The organism is Croceicoccus pelagius (genome assembly GCF_001661915.1).
GTDB lineage: Bacteria > Pseudomonadota > Alphaproteobacteria > Sphingomonadales > Sphingomonadaceae > Croceicoccus > Croceicoccus pelagius.
The window spans coordinates 63,791-85,310 of the sequence record NZ_LYWY01000039.1; the positions used below are offsets into that span (position 1 = coordinate 63,791).

17 protein-coding genes are annotated in these 21,520 nt (G+C 64.5%); 12 read left to right on the forward strand and 5 right to left on the reverse strand.

All coding sequences use genetic code 11. The annotated features are described in order from the left end of the window. The first annotated feature begins 165 nt into the window (after window positions 1-165). From A9D15_RS11645 to A9D15_RS11685, 9 genes are all read left to right on the forward strand, one after another. Window positions 166-1,698 (forward strand): tryptophan halogenase family protein, encoded by a 1,533-nt coding sequence (locus tag A9D15_RS11645; protein ID WP_066765196.1) that lies wholly within the window; start codon window positions 166-168, stop codon window positions 1,696-1,698. Next, window positions 1,695-2,411, forward strand: a complete 717-nt coding sequence (locus A9D15_RS11650; protein ID WP_066766060.1) for a SapC family protein — start codon at window positions 1,695-1,697, stop codon at window positions 2,409-2,411. The genes A9D15_RS11645 and A9D15_RS11650 overlap by 4 nt, the downstream gene beginning before the upstream one ends. Continuing rightward, window positions 2,404-3,423: a cupin-like domain-containing protein gene (locus A9D15_RS11655; RefSeq protein ID WP_066765198.1), complete on the forward strand. Its 1,020-nt coding sequence runs from the start codon at window positions 2,404-2,406 to the stop codon at window positions 3,421-3,423. Before A9D15_RS11650 ends, A9D15_RS11655 begins: the two co-directional genes overlap by 8 nt. Continuing rightward, the gene (locus A9D15_RS11660) at window positions 3,420-4,928 is read left to right on the forward strand and encodes a tryptophan halogenase family protein (RefSeq protein WP_066765200.1); all 1,509 of its coding nucleotides are present in this window, start codon (window positions 3,420-3,422) and stop codon (window positions 4,926-4,928) included. Before A9D15_RS11655 ends, A9D15_RS11660 begins: the two co-directional genes overlap by 4 nt. After that, the gene (locus A9D15_RS11665) at window positions 4,928-5,872 is read left to right on the forward strand and encodes a glycoside hydrolase family 16 protein (protein WP_066765203.1); all 945 of its coding nucleotides are present in this window, start codon (window positions 4,928-4,930) and stop codon (window positions 5,870-5,872) included. Before A9D15_RS11660 ends, A9D15_RS11665 begins: the two co-directional genes overlap by 1 nt. A gap of 19 nt (window positions 5,873-5,891) precedes the next feature. Then, a complete protein-coding gene (locus A9D15_RS11670) occupies window positions 5,892-6,941 on the forward strand; it encodes a LacI family DNA-binding transcriptional regulator (protein WP_066765207.1) in 1,050 nt (349 codons plus the stop codon). Then, window positions 6,938-8,140, forward strand: a complete 1,203-nt coding sequence (locus tag A9D15_RS11675) for an MFS transporter (protein ID WP_066765210.1) — start codon at window positions 6,938-6,940, stop codon at window positions 8,138-8,140. Before A9D15_RS11670 ends, A9D15_RS11675 begins: the two co-directional genes overlap by 4 nt. Before the next feature lie 93 nt (window positions 8,141-8,233). After that, a complete protein-coding gene (locus A9D15_RS11680; protein ID WP_244881977.1) occupies window positions 8,234-10,747 on the forward strand; it encodes a glycoside hydrolase family 3 protein in 2,514 nt (837 codons plus the stop codon). Between the two features lie 59 nt (window positions 10,748-10,806). Further along, complete coding sequence (locus A9D15_RS11685; RefSeq protein WP_066765214.1) at window positions 10,807-12,099, forward strand: sugar MFS transporter; 1,293 nt, start codon at window positions 10,807-10,809, stop codon at window positions 12,097-12,099. A gap of 65 nt (window positions 12,100-12,164) precedes the next feature. On the opposite strand, the gene A9D15_RS11690 is transcribed toward A9D15_RS11685, so the two are convergent. After that, a complete protein-coding gene (locus A9D15_RS11690; protein WP_066765217.1) occupies window positions 12,165-12,785 on the reverse strand; it encodes a TetR/AcrR family transcriptional regulator in 621 nt (206 codons plus the stop codon). A 124-nt stretch (window positions 12,786-12,909) separates the two neighbouring features. On the opposite strand from A9D15_RS11690, the gene A9D15_RS11695 reads away from it, so the two are divergent. The 3 genes from A9D15_RS11695 to A9D15_RS11705 are packed head-to-tail and all read left to right on the forward strand — an operon-like array spanning window position 12,910 to window position 17,410. Then, complete coding sequence (locus tag A9D15_RS11695) at window positions 12,910-15,237, forward strand: TonB-dependent receptor (RefSeq protein WP_066765219.1); 2,328 nt, start codon at window positions 12,910-12,912, stop codon at window positions 15,235-15,237. A gap of 29 nt (window positions 15,238-15,266) precedes the next feature. Beyond that, on the forward strand, window positions 15,267-16,139 hold the full coding sequence (locus A9D15_RS11700) for an alpha/beta fold hydrolase (protein ID WP_066765221.1): 873 nt from the start codon (window positions 15,267-15,269) through the stop codon (window positions 16,137-16,139). After that, window positions 16,136-17,410, forward strand: coding sequence for a spinster family MFS transporter (locus A9D15_RS11705; RefSeq protein ID WP_066765224.1), 1,275 nt, complete (start codon window positions 16,136-16,138; stop codon window positions 17,408-17,410). Before A9D15_RS11700 ends, A9D15_RS11705 begins: the two co-directional genes overlap by 4 nt. Here the strand turns inward: A9D15_RS11705 and A9D15_RS11710 are convergent. The 4 genes from A9D15_RS11710 to A9D15_RS11725 all read right to left on the reverse strand — a co-directional run bounded on the left by A9D15_RS11710 (window position 17,407) and on the right by A9D15_RS11725 (window position 21,503). Continuing rightward, window positions 17,407-18,207 (reverse strand): fructosamine kinase family protein, encoded by an 801-nt coding sequence (locus A9D15_RS11710; protein WP_066765226.1) that lies wholly within the window; start codon window positions 18,205-18,207, stop codon window positions 17,407-17,409. The genes A9D15_RS11705 and A9D15_RS11710 overlap by 4 nt on opposite strands. Next, the gene (locus tag A9D15_RS11715; protein WP_066765228.1) at window positions 18,204-18,674 is read right to left on the reverse strand and encodes a low molecular weight protein-tyrosine-phosphatase; all 471 of its coding nucleotides are present in this window, start codon (window positions 18,672-18,674) and stop codon (window positions 18,204-18,206) included. The genes A9D15_RS11710 and A9D15_RS11715 overlap by 4 nt, the downstream gene beginning before the upstream one ends. Then, the gene (locus A9D15_RS11720) at window positions 18,671-19,096 is read right to left on the reverse strand and encodes an OsmC family protein (RefSeq protein WP_066765230.1); all 426 of its coding nucleotides are present in this window, start codon (window positions 19,094-19,096) and stop codon (window positions 18,671-18,673) included. Before A9D15_RS11720 ends, A9D15_RS11715 begins: the two co-directional genes overlap by 4 nt. A gap of 79 nt (window positions 19,097-19,175) precedes the next feature. Beyond that, a complete protein-coding gene (locus A9D15_RS11725; protein WP_066765232.1) occupies window positions 19,176-21,503 on the reverse strand; it encodes a TonB-dependent receptor in 2,328 nt (775 codons plus the stop codon). Between the last annotated feature and the right edge of the window lie 17 nt (window positions 21,504-21,520).

The window sequence follows — 21,520 nt, forward strand, 5'->3', positions numbered from 1 at the left end:
CCCCCGCGTCATGTCCGGTCCAACCCCCAAGCGCGACCGGGCTTGATCCGGGGCCGTGCAATGAACGAAGGTCGTCCGCGCCATTCTCCCTCGCGCGCGGACGGCTTTCGTCATTTAAGACCATGTGGAATATAACGACAAAAAGGGTGAGCAGGACGTAAGGCAATGTCGGGCAAGGTCGATCATATCGTGATCGCTGGTGGCGGAACCGCCGGATGGCTTGCCGCCTGCACGATCGCTGCCCGCAGCAAGCGCGATGTCGCCCACCCGCTACGCGTCACTATCGTCGAGGCGCCCGACATCCCGACCATCGGGGTGGGAGAGGGGACCTGGCCCACGATGCGCGGTACGCTGGCCGCGATCGGCATCGACGAGGCCGAATTTTTCGTCGCCACCGACGCTTCGTTCAAGCAGGGATCGCGCTTCGACGGCTGGCGCAATGGTGGGGATGACGACAGCTTCCTCCACCCGTTTACTGCGCCGGTTGGGGACACGCCGCGAGCAGCCGTTTCGGCCTGGTCCGCGAAAGGCGGCACGTTTGCCGACGCCGTTTCGCCGCAGGGCTCGGTCTGCGCCGCCGATCTTGCCCCGCGCCAGAAAGCGATGCCCGGTTACGCCGGGGCGCTGAACTATGGCTATCACCTCGATGCCGGAAAGCTGGTCGACCTGCTGAAGCGTCATGCCACGCAAAAGCTTGGCGTAACGCATGTTCCTGCCCGGATCGACCGAGTGGAGAGAGCCGACAATGGCGATATCGCCGCCTTGCTGCTCGATGGCGGGGACCGGCTTTCAGGCGACCTCTTCATCGACTGCACCGGGATGCGCGCCCTGCTGATCCGGGGCGAGATGGGCGCAGGCCGCATCGATCGCAGCGACGTCCTGTTCAACGACCGTGCCCTGGCCGCGCAGGTCCCGACCGCGCCCGACAGCGCGATCGCCTCGCTCACCATCGGAACCGCGCACGATGCGGGCTGGATCTGGGACATCGCGCTGCCTATCCGCCGCGGCATAGGCTGCGTCTATTCGTCGCGCTTTTCTTCGGACGACGAGGCGCTGGCAACGCTGTGCGCCTATGTCGCCAGGGCCGTGCCCGGCGCGCCCGCGCCCGACCCGCGCTTGCTGCGGTTTGAGAGCGGGCACCTCGATCGGTTCTGGATCGGAAACTGCCTTGCCATCGGTCTTTCGGCAGGCTTCGTCGAACCGCTTGAGGCTTCGGCAATCGTGATGATTGAACTGTCGCTGCGCGCGCTGATGGATGGTTTTCCCACCAACCGGGCCGAGATGGACATTCACGCCCGCAGGTTCGACCGACTGTTCCGCTATCGCTGGGACCGGATCGTCGATTTCCTGAAACTGCACTACGTCCTGTCGGACCGCAACGGTGCCTATTGGGACGAACATCGCGCCACCGTGCCCGAAAGCCTCGCCGAACTGCTGGCGCTTTGGCAGGGACAGGTTCCGGGCAATGCGGACTTCCCGATGATGGACGAGATCTTCCCTGCCGCCAGCTGGCAATACGTTCTTTACGGCATGGGCGGAAAAGCGCCGCAATTGCCCGCCATGAACACCGATCCGACCGAACAGGTCGAACAGCGTGCGCGCCAGCTTGCCGCCGCGCTGCCGACCAACCGGACGTATCTCGACACGCTTCGCGCGAAATCCGCGCAAGCCACCAAACCCGCAGGATGCCCCGCATGAGCCAGCACGCCGTTCTCGACCCCGCAACCCACCGCGACTTGCGCGTCAGGATGGAGCCGGGCGCCGACCTTGGCGACCAGGTGATGTCGTGCATCGCCGTTCCTAACGAGTTCCGTCAGGTGCAGGCCGATTTCCCGATCCTGTTCCACAAGAACCAGGAAACCGGCGCGTTCAACGCTGTCGCGCTTTTCGGGTTCGAGAACGGGGAAAACCTGTTCCTTGAAAACGGCAAGTGGAACGCGGGCTATCGCCCGCTCGCCCTGTCGATCCAGCCGTTCCTGATCGGACGCAGCCGCGACGAAGACGGCGTGGCGCAAGTCCACATCGACATGGAGCACGTGCGTATCGACGATGCCGAAGGCGTGCGTGTTTTCGACGAAAGCGGGCAGGCGACACCGTACCTTGAGGACGTGGCCGAAAAGCTGGGGCGGCTCGACGCAGGATATCGCGCCAGCGAAGGGTTCTTCGCCGCGCTGAAGCGTTGGGACCTGCTTGAGCCCTTCACGCTGGAAGTCACCCTGAACGACGGGGCGAAGCGCAGTCTCGTCGGCTTTCACATCCTCAACGAAGACAGGATCCGCGGCCTTGACGGCGCGGCGCTGGGCGAATTGCACGCCGCCGGATACCTGATGCCGATCTTCATGGCGCTCGCCTCGCTGTCGCACATAACCGATCTCGTCGCCCGCAAGAACGCCCGCGAAGCCCATGCCTGATACGTTGACCGCGCTGCCCCGGATCGAGGAACGCGAGGTGGCCGACGCCGCCGCGCTGGACGCGATGCTGCGCGGTGCGGACCGGCCTTTCGTGCTGCGCGGCCTGGCAAGGGACTGGCCGCTGGTGCAGGCCGGATTGCAGTCGGCCAGCGCTGCGCGCTCCTATATCCAGCAGCACGCCGTCGAACGCCCTTTCGTCGTCTCCGTCGCCGCGCCCGAGAGCGAGGGGCGGATGTTCTACGACGAGGCGATGCAGATGAACTTTCGCACGACCAAGGGCACGCTGCCGACGATCTTCGCCAAGATGGAAGAGGGCGAGGGGCAGGAAGACGCGCCCGCGATCTACCTCGCCTCCATCGACATGCACGATTTCTTCAACGGATTGCACGAGGCGAACCACGTCCCGCTGGGGGGGCGTGATCCCCTGTCGTCCATCTGGATCGGCACGAAGACGCGCATCGCCGCGCACAACGACTTTCCCGACAACCTCGCCTGCTGCGCGGTGGGGCGCCGGCGCTTCACGTTGTTTCCGCCTGAACAGTTTCGCAATCTCTATCTTGGCCCGATCGACAATACGCCTGCGGGCCGCGCGATCTCGATGGTCGATTTCACCGAACCCGACTTCGACGCGCACCCGCGCTTTCGCGACGCGCTGGAACACGCGCAAGTGGCGGAGCTTGAGCCGGGCGACGCGCTGTTCATCCCGTCGATGTGGTGGCACCATGTCGAGGGGCTGGAGTCGTTCAACGTGCTGGTGAACTACTGGTGGCGCGATACGCCGCGTTACCTTGGCCAGCCGCAGGACGCGCTCAATCACGCGATCATGGCGATCCGCGACCTGCCCGAACGCGACCGCGCCATTTGGCGAGACCTTTTCGACTATTACGTATTCGAGGCGGACGAGCGTGTTACCGCCCATATCCCCGAACAGGCCCGATCGGTCCTCGACCGGCTGACGCCCGAGAGTGCGGGCCGTCTGCGCGCCTTCCTTCTAAGGACCCTCAGCCGATGAACCACGATCCATCGCAACCCGTCCGCATCGTTGTTGCCGGTGGCGGAACCGCCGGTTGGATGGCGGCAGCGGCCCTGTCCCGCACGCTCGGCCGCACGGCATCGGTGACGCTGGTGGAAAGCGACATGATCGGCACGGTCGGCGTGGGCGAAAGCACGATCCCGCCGCTGGTCAACTACCTGCGCCTGTTGAACATTCCCGAAGCGGATTTCATGCGTGCGACCCACGCGACGTTCAAGCTGGGCATCCAGTTCGACAACTGGCGCGCGCCGGGCGAGGGGTATTTCCACAGCTTCGGCGCGACGGGCAAGGACCACTGGTCGGCAGGGTTCCAGCACTTCTGGATGGAGGGAAAGGCCCGCGGCCACGACGCGCCTTACGACGACTACTGCCTCGAATTGCTCGCCGCGCGCGAAGGCAGGTTCGCGCACTTGCCCGACAACCGCGTCAACTATGCCTTCCAGCTGGACGCGACGGCCTTTGCCCGGTTCCTGCGTGGCATCGCCGAAAGCGAAGGGACGCAGCGGATCGAAGGCAAGATTTCGCACGTCGATCTCGATGGCGACAGCGGGGACATGGCCGCCATCACGCTGGAAAGCGGCAAGCGAATCGAGGGCGACCTGTTCATCGACTGCACCGGTTTCCGCGCGCTGCTGATCGGTCAGGCCATGCACGTCGGTTATGACGACTGGACCCATTATCTGCCGTGTGACAGCGCCATCGCGGTCCAGACCGGCAGCGTGCGCGCGCCGGTGCCCTATACGCGGGCCATGGCGCACGATGCCGGCTGGCAGTGGCGCATCCCGCTGCAGCACAGGGTGGGCAACGGCATCGTCTATTGCAGCCGCTATCTCGATCACGACGCGGCTGAAGAACGGTTGCTCGGCAATATCGAGGGCGAGACGACGACGAAAACCAACCGCCTGCGTTTCCAGACCGGGGCGCGGCGCAAACAGTGGCACAAGAACTGCGTGGCGGTGGGGCTTTCCTCGGGCTTTATGGAGCCGCTGGAATCGACCTCGATCCACCTCATCCAGCGCGCGATACTGCGCGTGATCCGGATGCTGCCCGCAGGCGGCAAGGTATCCACCCGCGACATCGACGAATTCAACGCGCAGCAGTTCCAGGACATGGAACAGATCCGCGACTTCTTGATCCTGCACTACAAGGCGACGGAGCGGGACGATTCCCCGTTCTGGAACTATTGCCGGACGATGGAGATACCGGACACGCTGGATCACAAGATCGAACTGTTCCGCGAAACCGGCCGGGTGTTCCGCAACAACGAGGAACTGTTCGCCGAAAACTCCTGGGCCCAGGTGATGATGGGGCAGGGCATCATGCCGCAAAGCCATCATCCCGTGGCGGGCAAGCTGTCCGACGGAGAGCTGGACCACCTCTTGCGCGGCCTTCGCGAAAGCGTGGCAAAGACGGTCGCGGGCCTTCCCCCACACGGTGAATACGTTGCCCGCTATTGCCGCGCCCAAGAGGCGGAGGCGGCCTGATGCGGATTGCAGTCGCGGGCCTCGCGCTCGCGCTTTCGGCCTGCGCGACCGTTCCTGCAACCACGCCTGCGCCCGCCCCGGCGGACGAGTGGCAGCTGGTTTGGTCCGATGAATTCGACGGTGACGCGATCGACAGCGCCAAGTGGGGTTTCGACGTCGACTGTTGGGGCGGCGGCAACAACGAACGCCAGTGCTACACGGACCGGGCGAAGAACGCGCGGGTAGAGGACGGCAAGCTGGTGATCGAGGCGCACCGCGAAACCATGACCGGCCCGGCCTTTCCCGAAATGCTGCGCGCGGCGGAAAACGCGAACGAGACGAACACCAAGGCCTTCACGTCGGCCCGCCTCGTCACGCGGGGCAAGGCGGCGTGGAAATACGGCCGCATCGAAGTGCGGGCAGAGCTGCCGCAAGGGCAGGGCAGCTGGCCCGCGATCTGGATGCTGCCCAAGGACTGGAGCCGCGGCGGCTGGCCGCTTTCGGGCGAAATCGACATCCTGGAAGCGGTGAACCTTGGCACACCGTGCGAGGAGTGCCCCGGCGGCAGGCAAAGCACGATCCTTGGTACATTGCATTTTGGCAAGCGTCCGCCAGAAAACGTGCACAAGGGTGACGAGATGGTATATCCGCCGGTGCTGTCGGGCTATCACACATATGCGTTGGAATGGACGGCGGACCGCATGGTCTGGACCGTCGACGATCTCGTTTATGCCACGCGCACCAGCAACGAATGGTTCACCGCTGCGGACCCCGGCGATCCGCGCGCCCCTTTCGATGCGCCGTTCCACCTGATCCTCAACCTGGCCATCGGCGGCGGGCTTGCCGAAGGGCGCGGGCTGGGCGGCGTGGACGAAACGGGTTTTCCCAAGGACATGCGGATCGACTGGGTTCGCGTCTTTCAATGTCCTTCCGATCCGGCTACCGCAGCCGCCTGCAAGCGCTAAGAGGGGGCTCAGCTTCGCAATGGCACGCCGGCGCCAGGCCGTAACGATCAAGCACGTCGCTGCCGATGCGGGCGTTTCGCTCCAGACGGTAAGCCGCGTCATCAATAACGAGCCGAACGTCCGGCCCGAAATGAAGGCGCGCGTCCAGGCCTCGATCGACAAGCTGGGCTATGTTCCCTCGATCGCGGCCCAGCGGATGAGCGGGTCGCGCTCTTACCTGATCCTCGCGCTCAATGACCGCGACCGCACGATTTCCGACTGGCGCGAACGGCAGGGCGCGGACTGGGTCGACCAGATGTTGCTGGGCGGAATGCTGAAGTGCGCAGAGCATGGCTATCGCCTGATTTTCGAACTGGTCGACACCCATTCGGACCATATCGAGCGCGAACTGACCGCCGCGATCGCCGCCTTGCAGCCCGACGGCGTGATCCTGACCCCGCCGCACAGCGACAACGAGCAGATCACCACCCTGTTGAAATCGCGAGAGATTCCGTTCGCGCGCATCTCGCCGTCCAACGGGGGCGAGGGCATAGCGCTCAACATGGACGACGCGGGCGCAGCGGCGATGGCGACCGAGAAGCTGGCGCGCCTTGGCCACAAGCGGATCGGGTTCATTTCAGGGCCGGACGAGTACTCGGTCAGCGGCTGGCGTACCGAGGGCTGGCACCGCGCGATGGACACCCTTGGCCTGCCGACCGACGGACTTTTCGCGCAAGGCGACTTCAGCTTCGATTCCGGTCGCAAGGCGGCAGAGGCGCTGCTTTCGAGCGGTGACAGGCCGACCGCGATCATCGCCAGCAACGACCAGATGTCTCTCGCCACGCTGGAAGTCGCGCGCGAAAAGGGCCTGTCGATCCCCGACGATCTCTCGCTGGTCAGCTTCGACAATACGCCCATCGTGCGCTTTACCCATCCGCAACTGACAGCCGTGGATCAGCCGATTTCCGACGTCACCGCCCGCGCGGTCGAACTGCTGATTGCGGCAGCGCGAGACAACGAATGGCCGGATCAACCCGCCGTCGTGCCGTGTAGCCTGGTAGAGCGGGAATCGACCGCACCGCCGCGGTGAACACGCCCGCACAGCAGGCCGGTGCGCGGCAGGCAACGCGGTTCCTGTTGCTTTATGCCCTTGCCTGGGCGGGTAGTGCGATTGCCTATGTCCCGTTCCTGACTGTCCTCCTGCCGCTGCGCGTCACCGACATGGCGGGCAGCGCGGACGTGCGCGTGTTGGGTTACCTGACCTTTGGCGGTGCGATCTTCGCCAGCGTGGCCAACATCGCCTTCGGATGGCTGAGCGACCGGACCGGCAACCGCCGCATTTGGGTTGCGACGGGATTGGTCGGCACGATTGCCCTGCTGCTTGCGGTGCAGCTGGCGGAATCGGCCATCATGCTGCTCGGCCTGTTGCTGGTCTGGCAGGTGTTCCTCAACATGATGATGGGGCCGCTATCGGCATGGGCGGGGGACTGCGTACCCGACAGCCAGAAGGGTGTTCTGGGCGGGCTGATGGCGTTCGCTCCGGCAGCAGGGGCGGTCACCAGCGCGTTGATCACGATGCCGGGTTTGGCGGGACCCGACGGGCGGCTATGGCTGGTTGCGGGGATCGTCGCTGCCTGCGTCCTGCCTGTCCTGATCGCCGGACGACCGAAGCCCTTTCCCGAATTGATGAGCGATACTCTCGGCGGTCCGGCAGAGGCGGTCGACAGCACCAAACCGGTCAAACGCATGTGGGCAGCGCGGCTCGCCGTGCAGATTTCCGAGGCCGCGCTCTTCGCCTACCTGCTCTACTGGTTCCGTTCCATCGATGAGGGCATGACCGACGCCGACATCGCGCGCACTTTCGCTTTCGTCCTCGCCGCTGCCGTGCCGCTGGCACTGCTTTCGGGGCGTTGGGCGGACAGGGCAGGGCGACCGATCATGCCGCTTGCAATTTCCGCACTTATGGCCACGGTCGGCCTGATGTTCATGTCGCTGGCACAGGGGCTGCTGTTCGCCTTGGCGGGGTACATCCTGTTCGGTCTTGCGACGACGGTGTTCCTGTCGCTCCACTCCAGCCAGACCCTGCGCGTCCTGCCCCGAGCCCGGCACAGGGGGCGCGATCTGGGTATTTTCAACCTCACCAACACGGTCCCCTCGCTGATCGTGCCCTGGTTGACGATCGCGGTGGTTCCGGCCTTCGGCTACCCGGTGCTCATGGCGATTCTCGCAGGGCTGACGCTTGTCGCGTCGCTGCTGCTCGCCTCCACCAGCCGCGCCCTGCGCCGCTGAAGCCCTGTAGTCCTGCGCCTTCGGGCAGTGGGGTTGACTGCCCCGGCGATTGCTGTATTTCCTTGGTTGATAACGTTCACAACAAGAATTGGGATGACCGGGATGGGGATCGGGGTCAAGTTTGCTCCGCTATTGATGTCGGCGGCGGTTGCCGCACTTGCAGCACCTGTCGCGGCACAGCCGATGGGGGCGCCCGACATCGCCGAAGCGGCACGCGCCAACGCTGCCAACTGGCCGAGCGCGCATACGCCGGCGGCGATTACCGACACGGAAACGGAAAACCGCATTTCGCTTTTGCTGGCGCAGATGACGCTTGAGCAGAAGGTCGGCCAACTGATTCAGGCCGACATTGCGGCGATCTCGCCTGAAGACCTGCGGACTTATCCGCTCGGCTCGCTGCTGGCGGGCGGCAACAGCGGCCCTTACGGCAACGAACGCGCCAGCGCGGCGGACTGGAATCGCCTTGTCGACGAATTCCGTGCCGTTTCGGTCGAACCGCGTGCCAAGGGCGTCGCGATCCCGATCATCTTCGGCGTCGATGCCGTGCATGGCCACAATAACATTCCCGGCGCGACCGTGTTTCCGCACAACGTCGGCCTTGGCGCTGCACATGATCCCGCGCTGATCCGCCGCATCGCCGAAGTAACCGCGCTGGAAATCGCAGGTTCGGGCATCGAATGGACTTTCGCCCCCACGCTGGCCGTGCCGCAGGACCTGCGTTGGGGCCGGGCCTACGAAGGCTATTCCTCCGACCCCAAGCTTGTCGCCGAATATGGCAAGGAAATGGTCCTCGGCCTTCAGGGCAAGCTGGAAGCGGGCAAGGATATTCCCGCCAATCGCGTTGCCGCGACGGCCAAGCACTTCCTCGCCGATGGCGGCACCGAGGGCGGTGACGATCAGGGCGATGCGAAGATCTCAGAAGAGGAACTGATCGACATTCACGCCGCCGGTTACGTGACCGCGATCGACGCGGGTGCGCTGACCGTGATGGCCAGCTTCTCAAGCTGGAATGGTGTGAAGAATCACGGCAACCCCACGCTGCTGACCGACGTGCTGAAAGGCGCGCTGGGCTTTCAGGGTTTCACCGTAGGTGATTGGAACGCGCAGGGGCAGGTTGCCGGTTGCACCAACACCGATTGCCCCGAAGCGCTGATGGCGGGGCTCGACATGTACATGGCCCCCGATAGCTGGAAGGGCCTTTACGAAAATACGCTGGCGCAGGCGCGTAGCGGGCAGATCCCGCAGGCGCGCATCAACGAGGCGGTCCGCCGCATCCTGCGCGTGAAGATGAAGCTGGGCCTGATGGACGCGCAGCCCGTCGTGCGCGGCGACCATGCCGCCGTCGGCGCGCCCGCGCATCTGGCTGTCGCGCGCGAAGCGGTGGCAAAGTCGCTGGTCCTTCTGAAGAACGAAGGCTCGGTCCTGCCGATCAAGCCGGGCGCCAAGGTGCTTGTCGCCGGACCTGCTGCCGATTCGATGGCGATCCAGTCGGGTGGCTGGACGATTTCGTGGCAGGGCACCGACGTCACCAAGGAAGACTTTCCAAACGGCCAGACGATCTGGGACGGTTTGAACGAGGCCGTCACCGAAGCGGGCGGCAGCGCCACGCTGTCGCAAGACGGCTCGTTCGAAACCGCGCCCGATGTCGCCATCGTCGTCTTCGGCGAGACGCCCTATGCCGAGTATCAGGGCGACGTTCCCACGCTCGACTACCAGCCGTCGGACCCGACCGATCTTGCGCTTCTGAAAAGCCTGAAGGCCAAGGGCATTCCCGTGGTCTCGGTGTTTCTGTCGGGCCGTCCCATGTTCACAAGCCCCGAAATCAACGCATCGGACGCTTTCGTGGCCGCCTGGCTGCCCGGATCGCAGGGTGCCGGCGTTGCCGACGTTCTGGTTGCGCGCGCCGATGGCAAGCCGGTGCGTGATTTCACCGGCAAGCTTTCCTTTGCATGGCCCGCCGATGCCCGCGCGCCGGTGACGGAGCCGCTTTGGCCGCTGGGCCATGGCCTTTCCTATGCCAAGGGCGCCAGCGTTCCGCAGCTTTCGGAAGATCCCAGGGTCGACATCGCAACCGCACTCAATGTCGACAGCTTCTTCGGCGCGGGCCGCGCGCTTTCACCCTGGGTGCTGAGCGTCGAGGACGCGGGCGGCAAGCGCACCGTGGGCACGGCCCCGGTGTCGAGCGCGGGCGGTGCGGTTACCGCTCAATCGGTCGATGTTCGCGCGCAGGAAGATGCCAAGTCGCTGACGTGGACCGGCAACGGCACGGCCGTGATCGAGGGGCCGGCCTCTGACCTTACCAAGCACCTTGCCGAACGCATGTCGCTCGCCATCGAATGGCGCGTCGACAGCCTGCCCGAAGGTCCGGTGACGCTGGCCCTGGGTGAACGGACGCTGGACGTGACCACGCTTCTGGTCGATGCCCCGCTGGGTGATGTGAGCACGCTGGCCATCCCGCTCAAGTGCTTTGCAGAGCAGGGTGCGGACATGGCGCAAATGGCAACGCCGCTGCGCATCGTTTCGGGCGCAAACCTTTCGCTTGCATTGCTTTCGGCAAGCGTGGAATCCGTTGACGCCGCCGGCACCTGTCCGCCGGTCGCAAACTAAGAGAAAAATCCATAAGGCCGGGCAAAAGAACCCGGCCATCTCCGGAGGAGAATCCCTCGATGGCACTGGCCCCCGATGTTACGAGTTCCACCGACCCGAATCCGATCGAGGATGACGGCACCCACATCGACGCGCCGGGGCTTCAGCCCTTCGTCTTTGCGCTGTTCTTCATCTTCGGCGGAATCACGTCCCTCAATGACGTTGTCATCCCGAAGCTGAAGGAGCTTTTCACGCTCAATTACACGCAGGCGATGCTGGTGCAGTTCTGCTTCTTCGCGGCCTACTTCGTGATGGGCCTGCCGATGGCGCGCCTTGTGAAAAAGGTCGGCTATATGCGCGGCGCGGTCATCGGCCTTGTCACGATGATGGCGGGCTGCCTGATGTTCATTCCGGCCAGCCAGACCGCGACTTACGCGATCTTCCTGTTCGCCTACTTCGTGCTCGCCTCGGGTGTGGTCATGGTGCAGGTCGTCGCCAACCCGCTGATCAGCCTGCTTGGCCCTGCGCGAACGGCACATAGCCGCCTTACCTTCGGCCAGGCGTTCAATTCGCTGGGCACCACCGTCTTTCCGGCGGTCGGGGCAGGGCTTATCCTTGGCAAGCTCGCCGAGGTGAGCGCTGACGAGCTTTCGGGCGATGCGCTGCGGGCATACCGCACGGCGGAATCGGCGATGATCGTCAATACCTATCTCGGCCTTGCCGTCGCCATCGGCGTCGTCGCACTGGTCGTCTGGCTGTTCCGCAACAAGCTTCAGGGCGAACGCCACGAGGAAAGCTCGATCGTCGGCGGTCTCTCGCTGCTCAAGCGTCCGCGCTTCGGTTACGGCGCGCTGTCGATCTTCCTATACGTCGGCGCGGAAGTCGCGATCGGCTCTATCCTGATCAACTACCTTGCCGAGGCGCGCGTCTTCGGTCAGCCGGAATCGGTCATTGGCTGGATGATCACGCTCTATTGGGGCGGCGCGATGGTTGGCCGTTTTATCGGCTCGGCCCTGCTGCGTATGTTCAGCCCGGGCAAGATCCTGGCCACGAATGCGACGATCGCGATCCTGCTCATCGCCATATCCGCACTGTCGACCGGCGCGGTCGCGGGTTACAGCCTGCTGGCGGTCGGCCTGATGAACTCGATCATGTTCCCGACGATCTTCGCGCTTGCCTGCGAAAAGCTGGGCAGCCGTGCAGCGGACGGCTCGGGCATCATCAATGTCGCCATCGTCGGCGGCGCGGTCGTCCCGGTGGTGTTCGGAGCTGTCGCCGACCTTTCGGGCAGCCTTGCCTTCGCGCTGATCCTGCCGGCAATCTGCTATGCGATCATCGCGGGCTTTGGCATCTTCGCCCGCAGGCCTGCGTAATACAGGGTTCGGGTCCGGGGGCATGTCCCACCCCGGACCCGAAGCCGCTACCTGACGGGGCAAAATCAGTCCTTGGTGATCCCGTGGCGCAGCATGTCGCCCGCCACGGCCACGACTTCGTCCAGTGGCCGCTTTTCGTCGAGAACGGCGAACCGCATGCCAAGGAATACGTACATTCCCATGATCGCCCATGCGTGCGCTTCGTCGAGGCCGGGGCGGAAGTCGCCGCTCTGCGATCCCTTTTCCAGACGCTCTGCAATGCGCTGCGCCGTCGTTTCGTAGTGGCGGCGGAAACTGGCCGGATCGACGAATTCGGCTTCGTCGATGATGCGGTAGATTTCCTTGTGTTCGCGCGCGAACTGCAGAAACCCGCTTAGCGCGGCCGTCTCCACCTCGATCGGCGACATGTCGGGCTTTACCGCCTTGGCCGAATGGGTGCGGACCATCCCGCTCATGTCGGAAACCAGCGCGCGGAAGATTTCGTCCTTGGAATCGAAGTAGGTGTAGAAACTGCCCAGCGCGGTTCCGGCGCGGCGCGTGATCCCGCTGATCGAAGCTTCGTGAAAACCCTTTTCCCCGAATTCGATAGCGGCTGCATCCAGCAGTTTTCGCAGCGTTCGCCGTCCGCGTTCGGTCCTCGGTTCCTTGTCGGTCCGGGTGTCGCTGGTCGGTTCGGTTGTGGCCATATGGCAACAGCTACGCCTCGAAACCGTGGATGGCAATGCACGGAAAACTTGAAAGACGGTTCATGTTTCAATAGAGGGCGGAATCGGAGGTTCGGAAAACGGACCGTTCGAGGAGGATGACCTGATGCGATTCGCAGCTTTCGCTTGCGCTGTTAGCCCCATTGCTATTGCCACGCTTACCGTCGCCGCGCCCGCCATGGCGCAGGATGCCGACACCACTGCCGAAACCGGCACCCGTGGAAACGAGATCGTCGTTACCGCACGCCGCCGCGAAGAACGCCTGATCGACGTTCCGATCTCGGTCACGGCAATCGGCGGCGATGCCCTTGCCAAGCAGGGCACCCAGACGATCGAGGAAATCGGACAGGAAGTGCCGAACCTCACGCTCGAAGTTTCGCGTGGCACGAACACCACGCTGTCGGCCTTCATCCGCGGCGTCGGCCAGCAGGACCCGGTCGCAGGCTTCGAAGCCGGCGTCGGTCTCTACGTCGACGACGTCTACCTCAACCGCCCTCAAGCCGCCGTTCTCGATGTCTATGACGTCGAGCGCATCGAAGTCCTGCGCGGTCCGCAGGGTACGCTTTACGGACGCAACACTATCGGCGGTGCCATCAAGTATGTGACCGCCCGCCTTCCGAACGAGCCTTCGCTGAAGATCCGCGGCACTTACGGTTCGTACGACCAGGCCGACCTCGTCGTCACTGCATCGACCCCGCTGACCGACAGCCTGTCGATCGGCGCGAGCGGCGCGCGCCTGTCGCGCGGCGGCTTCGGCGACAACCTCGAACAGGACGGTGTCGAGAACTACAACAAGGACGTCTGGGCCGCGCGCGGCACGGTCGAATTCGACAACGGTCCGGTCTTTGTTCGCTTGTCGGGCGACTATGTGAAGGACGACAGCTTCGCCCGCCAGGGTCATCGCCTGATCCCCGGCCAGCTGACCGGCGCACCCGTTCTGGACAGCGTCTATGACACGCGCGCGGGTCTCAACGTCGTCGACCAGGAAGTCGAGGCATGGGGCGGTTCGCTGTCCGCTGCCTTCGAGGTTTCCGACACCATCACGCTGAAGTCGATCACCGGCTACCGCGAAGACACCTCGACCAGCCCGATCGATTTCGACAGCCTTCCGTCTGCCGACCTCGACGTGCCCGCGATCTACGAGAACGACCAGTTCAGCCAGGAACTGCAGTTCCTTTACGAAAGCGACCGGCTGTCGGGCGTGCTGGGCGCCTATTACCTCGACGCCAACGCCTTCACCGCGTTCGACGTTGCGCTGTTCACGACCGGCGACCTCATCGGCCTGCCGGGCCTCACCGCCCAGACGCTGGGCGACGTGAAAACCAAGACTTGGTCGATCTTCGGCGACTTCACTTACGAACTGACCGACCAGCTCTCGCTTTCGCTCGGCGGCCGCTACACCAACGACAAGCGTAACTCGCGCGTCCTGCGCACGACGTTCATCGGCGGCTATTCGGACCTGTTCGCAACCGGTGCGATCCCGATCGCGGTAACGTCGGACTTCGACGGATCGGATACCTTCAAGGAATTCACGCCGCGCGCCTCGATCAGCTTCAAGCCGAACAGCAACCACAACATCTACTTCACCTATTCGAAGGGCTTCAAGGGCGGCGGCTTCGACCCGCGCGGCCAGACCAGCCAGGCCCAGGACCTCGACAACGACGGCTCCGTCTCGGCAGCCGAAGTGTTTGAGTTCATGCGCTTCAAGCCCGAAACGGTGGACAGCTACGAACTGGGCTGGAAGGCCTCGCTGCTCGATCGCCGCCTGAACATCAGTTTTGCGGCCTTCAAGGGCGACTACACCGACATCCAGATCCCGGGCTCGCAGGGGGCTGATACGGATGGCGACGGCGTGTTCGACACGTTCGTCGGCGTCACGACCAACGCGGCAAGCGCCGACATCAACGGGTTCGAGTTCGAAGCGAACATTCTTGCCGGTGAAGACTTCGCCGGTGACGGAAGCCGCATGAACGTGAACTTCGCGGTCGGCTACCTTGATGCCAAGTTCAACGAATACCTCGTGAACGGTGTCGACGTGTCGAGCCAGCGCACCTTCCAGAACACGCCGGAATGGACCGTCAATGCAGGGTTCGATCTCGGCCTTCCGGTTGCGAGCGGCATGGTCGACTTCCTCGGCGGCATCTCGATGCGCAGTGACACCAGCCAGTTCGAAACGGCAAACCCGTTCCTCGACCAGGACGGTTACTTCCTCGTCGATGCGGGCATCGTTTACACCGACGATTCCGACCGTTTCTCGATCGGCGTCCACGGCAAGAACCTGACGAACGAGCGTTACATCGTCTCGGGCTACAACTTCGTGGCCGGCGGCACCAACGGTCAGCCGTTCGTCCCGACGCTGGGCCTCGAAGGCACGCTGACGGGCTTCTACGGCGACCCGCGCCGGTTCTTCGTCACGGGCGAGGTCCGCTTCTGATCCCCGGCGGATCGGAAAGGATTTAGGCCATGGCAGAATATAACAGCCACCGGTTCCGCTCTGCGGACGGACGGCTGGATCTCTTCGCTCGCGACTATCCGGCTGCGGATGGCGCGGGCGAGGGGCTCCCGCTTCTCCTGATGCACGGGCTGACCCGTAACAGCGCCGACTTCGAACCCCTGATCCCGCACCTTTCTGGCCATCGCCTGATCGTGCCGGACCAGCGGGGGCGAGGATTGTCGGAGCACGACGACAAGTCGGACCAGTACCGCATCGACGTCTATTCGGGCGACATGTTCGCCCTGATGGGCGGCCTTGGTATCGAGAGGTTCGGCATTGTCGGCACCTCGATGGGCGGGCTGATCGGGATGATCATGGGGGCGCTTGCCCCTGCGAAGATCGCGGCGCTTGTCCTGAACGATGTCGGCCCCGTGCTGGAAGAAGGCGGCCTCGACCGCATCCGCAACTATGTCGGTCCGCGTGCTCCGGCGGCGGACTGGGACGAGGCGGCATCGCGCATCGCAGCCGTCAATGCCGAGGCGTTTCCCGACTTCGGCGCCGAGGACTGGATGGCCTTTGCCCGCCGGACCTGTGTCGAAGATGGCTCGGGTGTGTCGTCGGCCTACGATCCGGCCATCGCCAAGGGGCTCGACCCCGATGACGATGCGGTCGTTCCGGGCGACCTCTGGCCGGTCTGGCAGGCATTGGACAAGATGCCGGTCATGGCCGTGCGCGGGGCGCTCAGCGATCTGTTCTCGGCTGAGACGGTGGCGGAAATGGACAAGCGCCACTCCGGACCGTTCGAGGCGGTGACCGTGCCAAAACGGGGCCATGCGCCGCTGCTCGACGAACCCGAAGTGCTTGCCGCCATCGGCCCCTTCCTGCAGACCCACGCACGATGACCGAAACAACCGCCCAACAGCCCAAAACGCTGCCAGCACGGCCCGGCCCTGTCCTTGCCATGCTGCTCGTCGTCTATGTGTTCAACTTCCTCGACCGGCAGATCCTCGCGATCCTTGCCGCGCCGATTCAGGCCGAGCTCGGCCTGTCGGACACGCAGATGGGTTTGTTGGGCGGTATCGCTTTCGCGCTGCTTTATTCGACGCTGGCAGTGCCGCTGGCATGGCTGGCCGACCGTACCAGCCGCAGTTGGGTCATCACCGTCAGTCTTGTGGCGTGGAGCGGGTTTACCGCGATATGCGGACTGGCGACCAGCTTCTGGCACATCTTCCTTGCCCGCCTTGGCGTGGGCATTGGTGAGGCGGGGGGCGTTGCCCCGTCCTACGCCATTATCGGCGACTATTTCCCGTCGTCCAGGCGGGCCTTCGCGCTCTCGATCTATTCGCTGGGTATCCCGCTTGGCTCTGCCGCAGGCGTCATGGCCGGCGGCTATATCGCCGCGCTGGTCGACTGGCGCGTAGCTTTCGTGGCCGTGGGCCTTTGCGGTGTCGCCATTGCCATCCCGTTCAAACTGATCGTCAAGGACGTGCCGCGACCGGCGCCCGTCGCGGGCGAGGAATCGCCATCCTTCGGCGCCATCGCCGGCGTGCTGGCGCGCAAACCTTCGTTCTGGCTGCTGTCGTTCGGCGCTGCTTCATCCTCGATGCTTGGCTATGGCGTCGCCTTCTGGCTGCCCAGCCTGCTCCAGCGCAGCTTTGGCCTCGACCTCGTTGGCACGTCGCAGTTCTACGGAGCGATCCTGCTTCTGGGCGGCACTGTCGGCGTACTGCTTGGCGGGTGGTTCGGCGATCGTCTCGGCGGCAAGGACAAGGCGTGGTACGCATGGCTCCCCGCGCTCGCCTATGCGCTGGCGATCCCGTTCTATGCAGGCGGGATCAGTTCGAACAGCGTGGCGATGGCCTTCATCCTGTTCCTCCTGCCCCAGGCGCTTGCCTATATCTGGATCGGTCCGGTCCTCTCCGCAGTCCAGCATCTCGTCGAACCGCGCGCGCGTGCGACGGCATCCTCGATGTTCCTGCTGATCAACAACCTGATCGGCCTTGGCGGCGGGATTTACGCGCTGGGCGCGTTGTCCGATTTCCTGAAACCGACATACGGTGACGAAGCGCTGCGCTTTTCGATGCTTTTTGCTCTCGGCCTCTACGGCATGGCCGCGCTGCTGATGGGCCTCGCTGGCAAGCAGTTGCGCCGAGACTGGGTAGTCGAAGCTTAAAAGCCAAGCGCCGTCAGCTCGTTCTCGACCGCGCCGCTGTAGGTCGTGCCGAACAGCCGCAAGTGCACCAGCAGCGGCCAGAGCCGGTAGCAACCCAGCCGCTCGCGCCAGCCGGGCAGGGGCTCCATCGCCTCGAAGAAGCTGCCCGGCGGATTGTTGAAGACGGTCAGCATCGCCCAGTCGACCTCGCGGTCGCCATAGTAGCAAGACGGATCGATCAGCGCGCTGACCCGACCGCCAAAGCAGAGCACGTTGCCGCCCCACAAGTCGCCATGCAGCAGCGCAGGCGCGGGCGCGGCGGGCAGGATGTCGGCGATACGATCTGCCAAGGCCTCGATCCGGCGCGCAATGGCGGTGTCGATATGTGGTGCGCCGGATAAGAGCCGGTTCTCGGCCCAGAAGCGGGGCCAGTTGTTGCAGCGACCATTGGGCACGGCGACCGGGCCGAAGGAATGGTCCTGGTGCCAGCCATAGGCCTCGTCCGTCGGCGCGTGGAGCTTCGTCAGCACTTGCGCGAGATCGCCGAAACTGTTCGACAGATTGCCGCCCGAGGGAACCCGCTCCATCAGGCACAGGTCGCCCAAAGAAGCGATCACATTGGGCACCGGCGCGCCGGTCCTGCGGATCGCTTCCAGCATGACAGTCTGTATCGAGACATCGTCGCCCTTCTTCAGGACGAAGCGGCGACCATCGGCCATTGTCACCTGCCACGCGGCCGCAATGTCGCCGCCCGAAAGCGCGCTCGCCTCTGCGGGCCGCTCTCCGATCAGGCTTTCGACATAATCGCCGACGCTCATCCGTTGGATAGGTCCGCGACCAAAGCACGGGCCGCTTCGCTGACTTCGTCCCACGTTACGGCAAAGCCGCTTTCATCGCCGTAATAAGGATCGGCCACGGCCTCGCCCTCGCGCCCGTCGACGCAGTCGAGCAGAAGCGAGAGGCGGGCAGGGGCACCCGAGGGCCGGACGCGGCGCAAGTTTGCGAGGTTTTCGGCATCAAGTGCGAATACGTGCGTGAAGTCGTGAAAGTCCTGCGCCGTCACCTGCCGTCCGCGATAGTGCGCGATGTCGATGCCATTGCGCGCCGCTTCGCGGATGGCGCGGCGGTCCGGCGGTTCGCCGACGTGATATGCGGCAGTGCCGGCAGAGTCAGCCTCTGCGATAAGCCCCGCCTTCGCCGCCTCGGCGCGGAAGGCCGCTTCTGCCAGCGGGGACCGGCAGATGTTGCCAAGGCAGACGAAGAGAACGCGGGGCTTGCTACTCAAGATTCAAGCGTCCTGTCGAGCGTGATCTCGCAGTTCAGTAACTTCGAAATCGGGCAGTTTGCCTTGGTGCCGTCGGTGACCGTCTCGAACTGTTCCTGCGTCAGGCCGGGAACATTGGCCTTTAGCGACAGGGCGGACTTCGTCACTTTGAACCCGTCGCCGTCCTTTTCAAGCGTCACGGTGCAGTCGGTGTCGAGCCGCCCGTCGGTGAAGCCTTCCTTGGCGAGCGCAAAGCTGGTTGCCATCGTAAAGCACGATGCATGGGCCGCCGCGATCTGTTCCTCGGGGTTGGTGCCGGGGTCGTCTTCGAAACGGGTGTTGAAGCCGTACGGCGCATCGAGCGCGCCCGACTTCGTCGCGACGTGGCCCTTGCCGTCCTTGCCGAGGCCCTGGTAGCTGGCGGATGCGGAATTGGTAGTCATGGTTTTCCTTTCAGTCTTTGCCTGACTAACCGCCGCCGCGCCCGCCTGTTCCGGATTCAAGGGTGGTCTGTTCCGACTATCAGAAGCTGGCTTTCACCCCTATCGTCCATCGGCGTGGCGCGCCGGGGCCAAAGGCACGGGGGTCTTCGGCGTCGGGCGCCTCGGACAGGAAAACTTCGTCGACTTCGGAGAAAGTGCCGAAAGTCTCGTAATCGGTGTCGAGCGCGTTTCGCACTTCGCCGAAAAGCGAAAGACCGGGGGCAAAGTCGATCGACCCGCGCAAGTTGACCAGCGCATAGCCCGGAACCTTCGGGTTCTGCCCGGCCTCGTCGCCCACCATTTGCTGGCTAGAGCGCGCGATGACATCGCCGCCAAACGAGAAGCCGTTGCCTTCATAGTCCGCGCTGAACGTCGTGCTGTGGCGGGGCAGGCCGGAGAGTCGGTCTCCGCGCGAAACGTCGATCTCTCCATCTCCGTTGGCGAAGGGGTTGGACGGGCTGGACAGGGTGAGAGGATCGCGGAACGTCGCGTCGAGGAAAGCATAGCCTGCGGACAGCGAAAGCGGCCCGCGCCGGGCCTTCACGCCAACGTCGATTCCCTGCCTCCGCGTGCTGCCGATGTTGCGGAAATAGGCGCGCCCCCGGATTTCGGACGCGACGAACTGGATGTCGTTCCGGTTCGTCGTGCGCCACGCGGTCGCCTGCCACGCAAGGTTCCAGCCGCCCGCATCGGTGTTACCCGTCGCGCCGATGTTCCACGACTTCGCCACGACTTGCTCCAGCGGCGGATCGGCGATGAAGAAGTTGGCAAGGCTGCACGGCGCGTCCTCGTCCGCGCAGGACAGCTCGGCCGGCGTCGGCGTGCGGTTCGTCTCGGCGTAACCGGCGCGCAAGGTCAGCGCGTCCGACGCGCGATAACGTAGCGAGAGGCCGGGGTTCAAACGCTCGAATGTGTGATCGCCGTTCAGCGCGGTGCCGATCTGGTCTCGCAGGACGATATTGGCGTGATTGTAGCGCAGTCCGATTTCCGCGGTCAGCCGATCGGTCAGCGGCAGGCTGTCGGATAGGAACGCGCCGGTGAACTTCGTCTTCGCGATCAGGCCGACGGGCGCAATCGCGCCGCTGTCCTGCACGATGACCGTGCCCAGTCCTTCGACGCTGCGGTCTTCCGTCAGTTCGCCCAGTTCTGTCTCAGTGTCGAAGCGGTTGCGGCTTTCGTCATAGCTGACGCCGATGGCGAGGCGGTTGGTCCCGCCCCAAAATTCGCGTTCGTCGATAAGCTGCAAGAGAACACCGCCCGCGCGGGTCTTCAGCCGCCCGCGGTTGAGCACCCCGTAATCCTCGCCGCCCAGCACGTCGGCAATCGCCATGCCGCCCGCATCGGTCAGGACCTCGCCCTCTTCCTCTCCGCCGTCATCGTCGTCATCGTCGTCATCTTCGACGGTTTCGAGGCAGAGCAGGCCCGCGAGGTCATCGTCTTCGCACACTTCGATGTCGGCGGCATCGCCGTTGACGGTGCGGATCTTCAACCGCTGGTAATAAAGCGTGCCTTCCAGCCGCGTTTCATCGCCCAGCGCGATCCACGGCGTCAGGCTGATCCGCCCGTATTTCGTCTGCGACCGGTCGGGCCAGGTGAAGACCGACTTGCGCCGCGCGTCCAGCAGTTCGATCGGCGCGACGCCGTTTCCGGTAAGGTCGGTGTCCGCGCCCACGAACTTGAGGTGCGCGCCGTGACCGCCCGCGTCGTAGCCGAAATCGAGGTAGCCGTTCAGCAGTTCGGACGGGCTGTAATCGCGCCAGCCGTCCTCTGCGCGGTACTGGACCGCGGCGAAGGCGGAAAATGCATCGCCAGCGCCGCCGCCGGCAAGGCTGAACTCGCGCTCGTCATAAGAGCCATAAGCCGCCGTCGCGGTCAGACCCGGATCGCTTCGTCCCGTGGCGGTCGCCATCACGACCGCGCCGCCCAGTGCATTGAGGCCGAATGCGGGGTCCGCCTCAACCAGCGCGATCGAAGTGAGTGCCGCATCGGGGATGACGTCAAAGGGCACCGTGTCGCCGAAGGGAAGGTTAAAGCGTCCACCATCGAGATAGGCGGCAAGCCCCTGCGGCTGGCCCTGTAGCGGGGAGGCGAGAAAACCGCGCCACGACAGGTTTGGCTGCCACGGATTGCCCTGCGCTTGCTGCAGTGTGACGCCCGCGACATTGCGGGTCAGCGCGGCGATGGCATCGGGCGACCCGGCGGCAGCGATGTCTTCGCGGCCGACGACCGTCCCTTCGGAAACGAGCGTATCGCCGCCCGGCGCTGTTACCACGATGATGCGCTGGTCGGCGTCGTCGGCAAGCGCGGGGGTGCTGGCGATGATTGCGATGGTGCTGAAACCGAGGCGCAGGGGCGTCCTGGCAGTCATGTCCTCTCCTGTCCTGC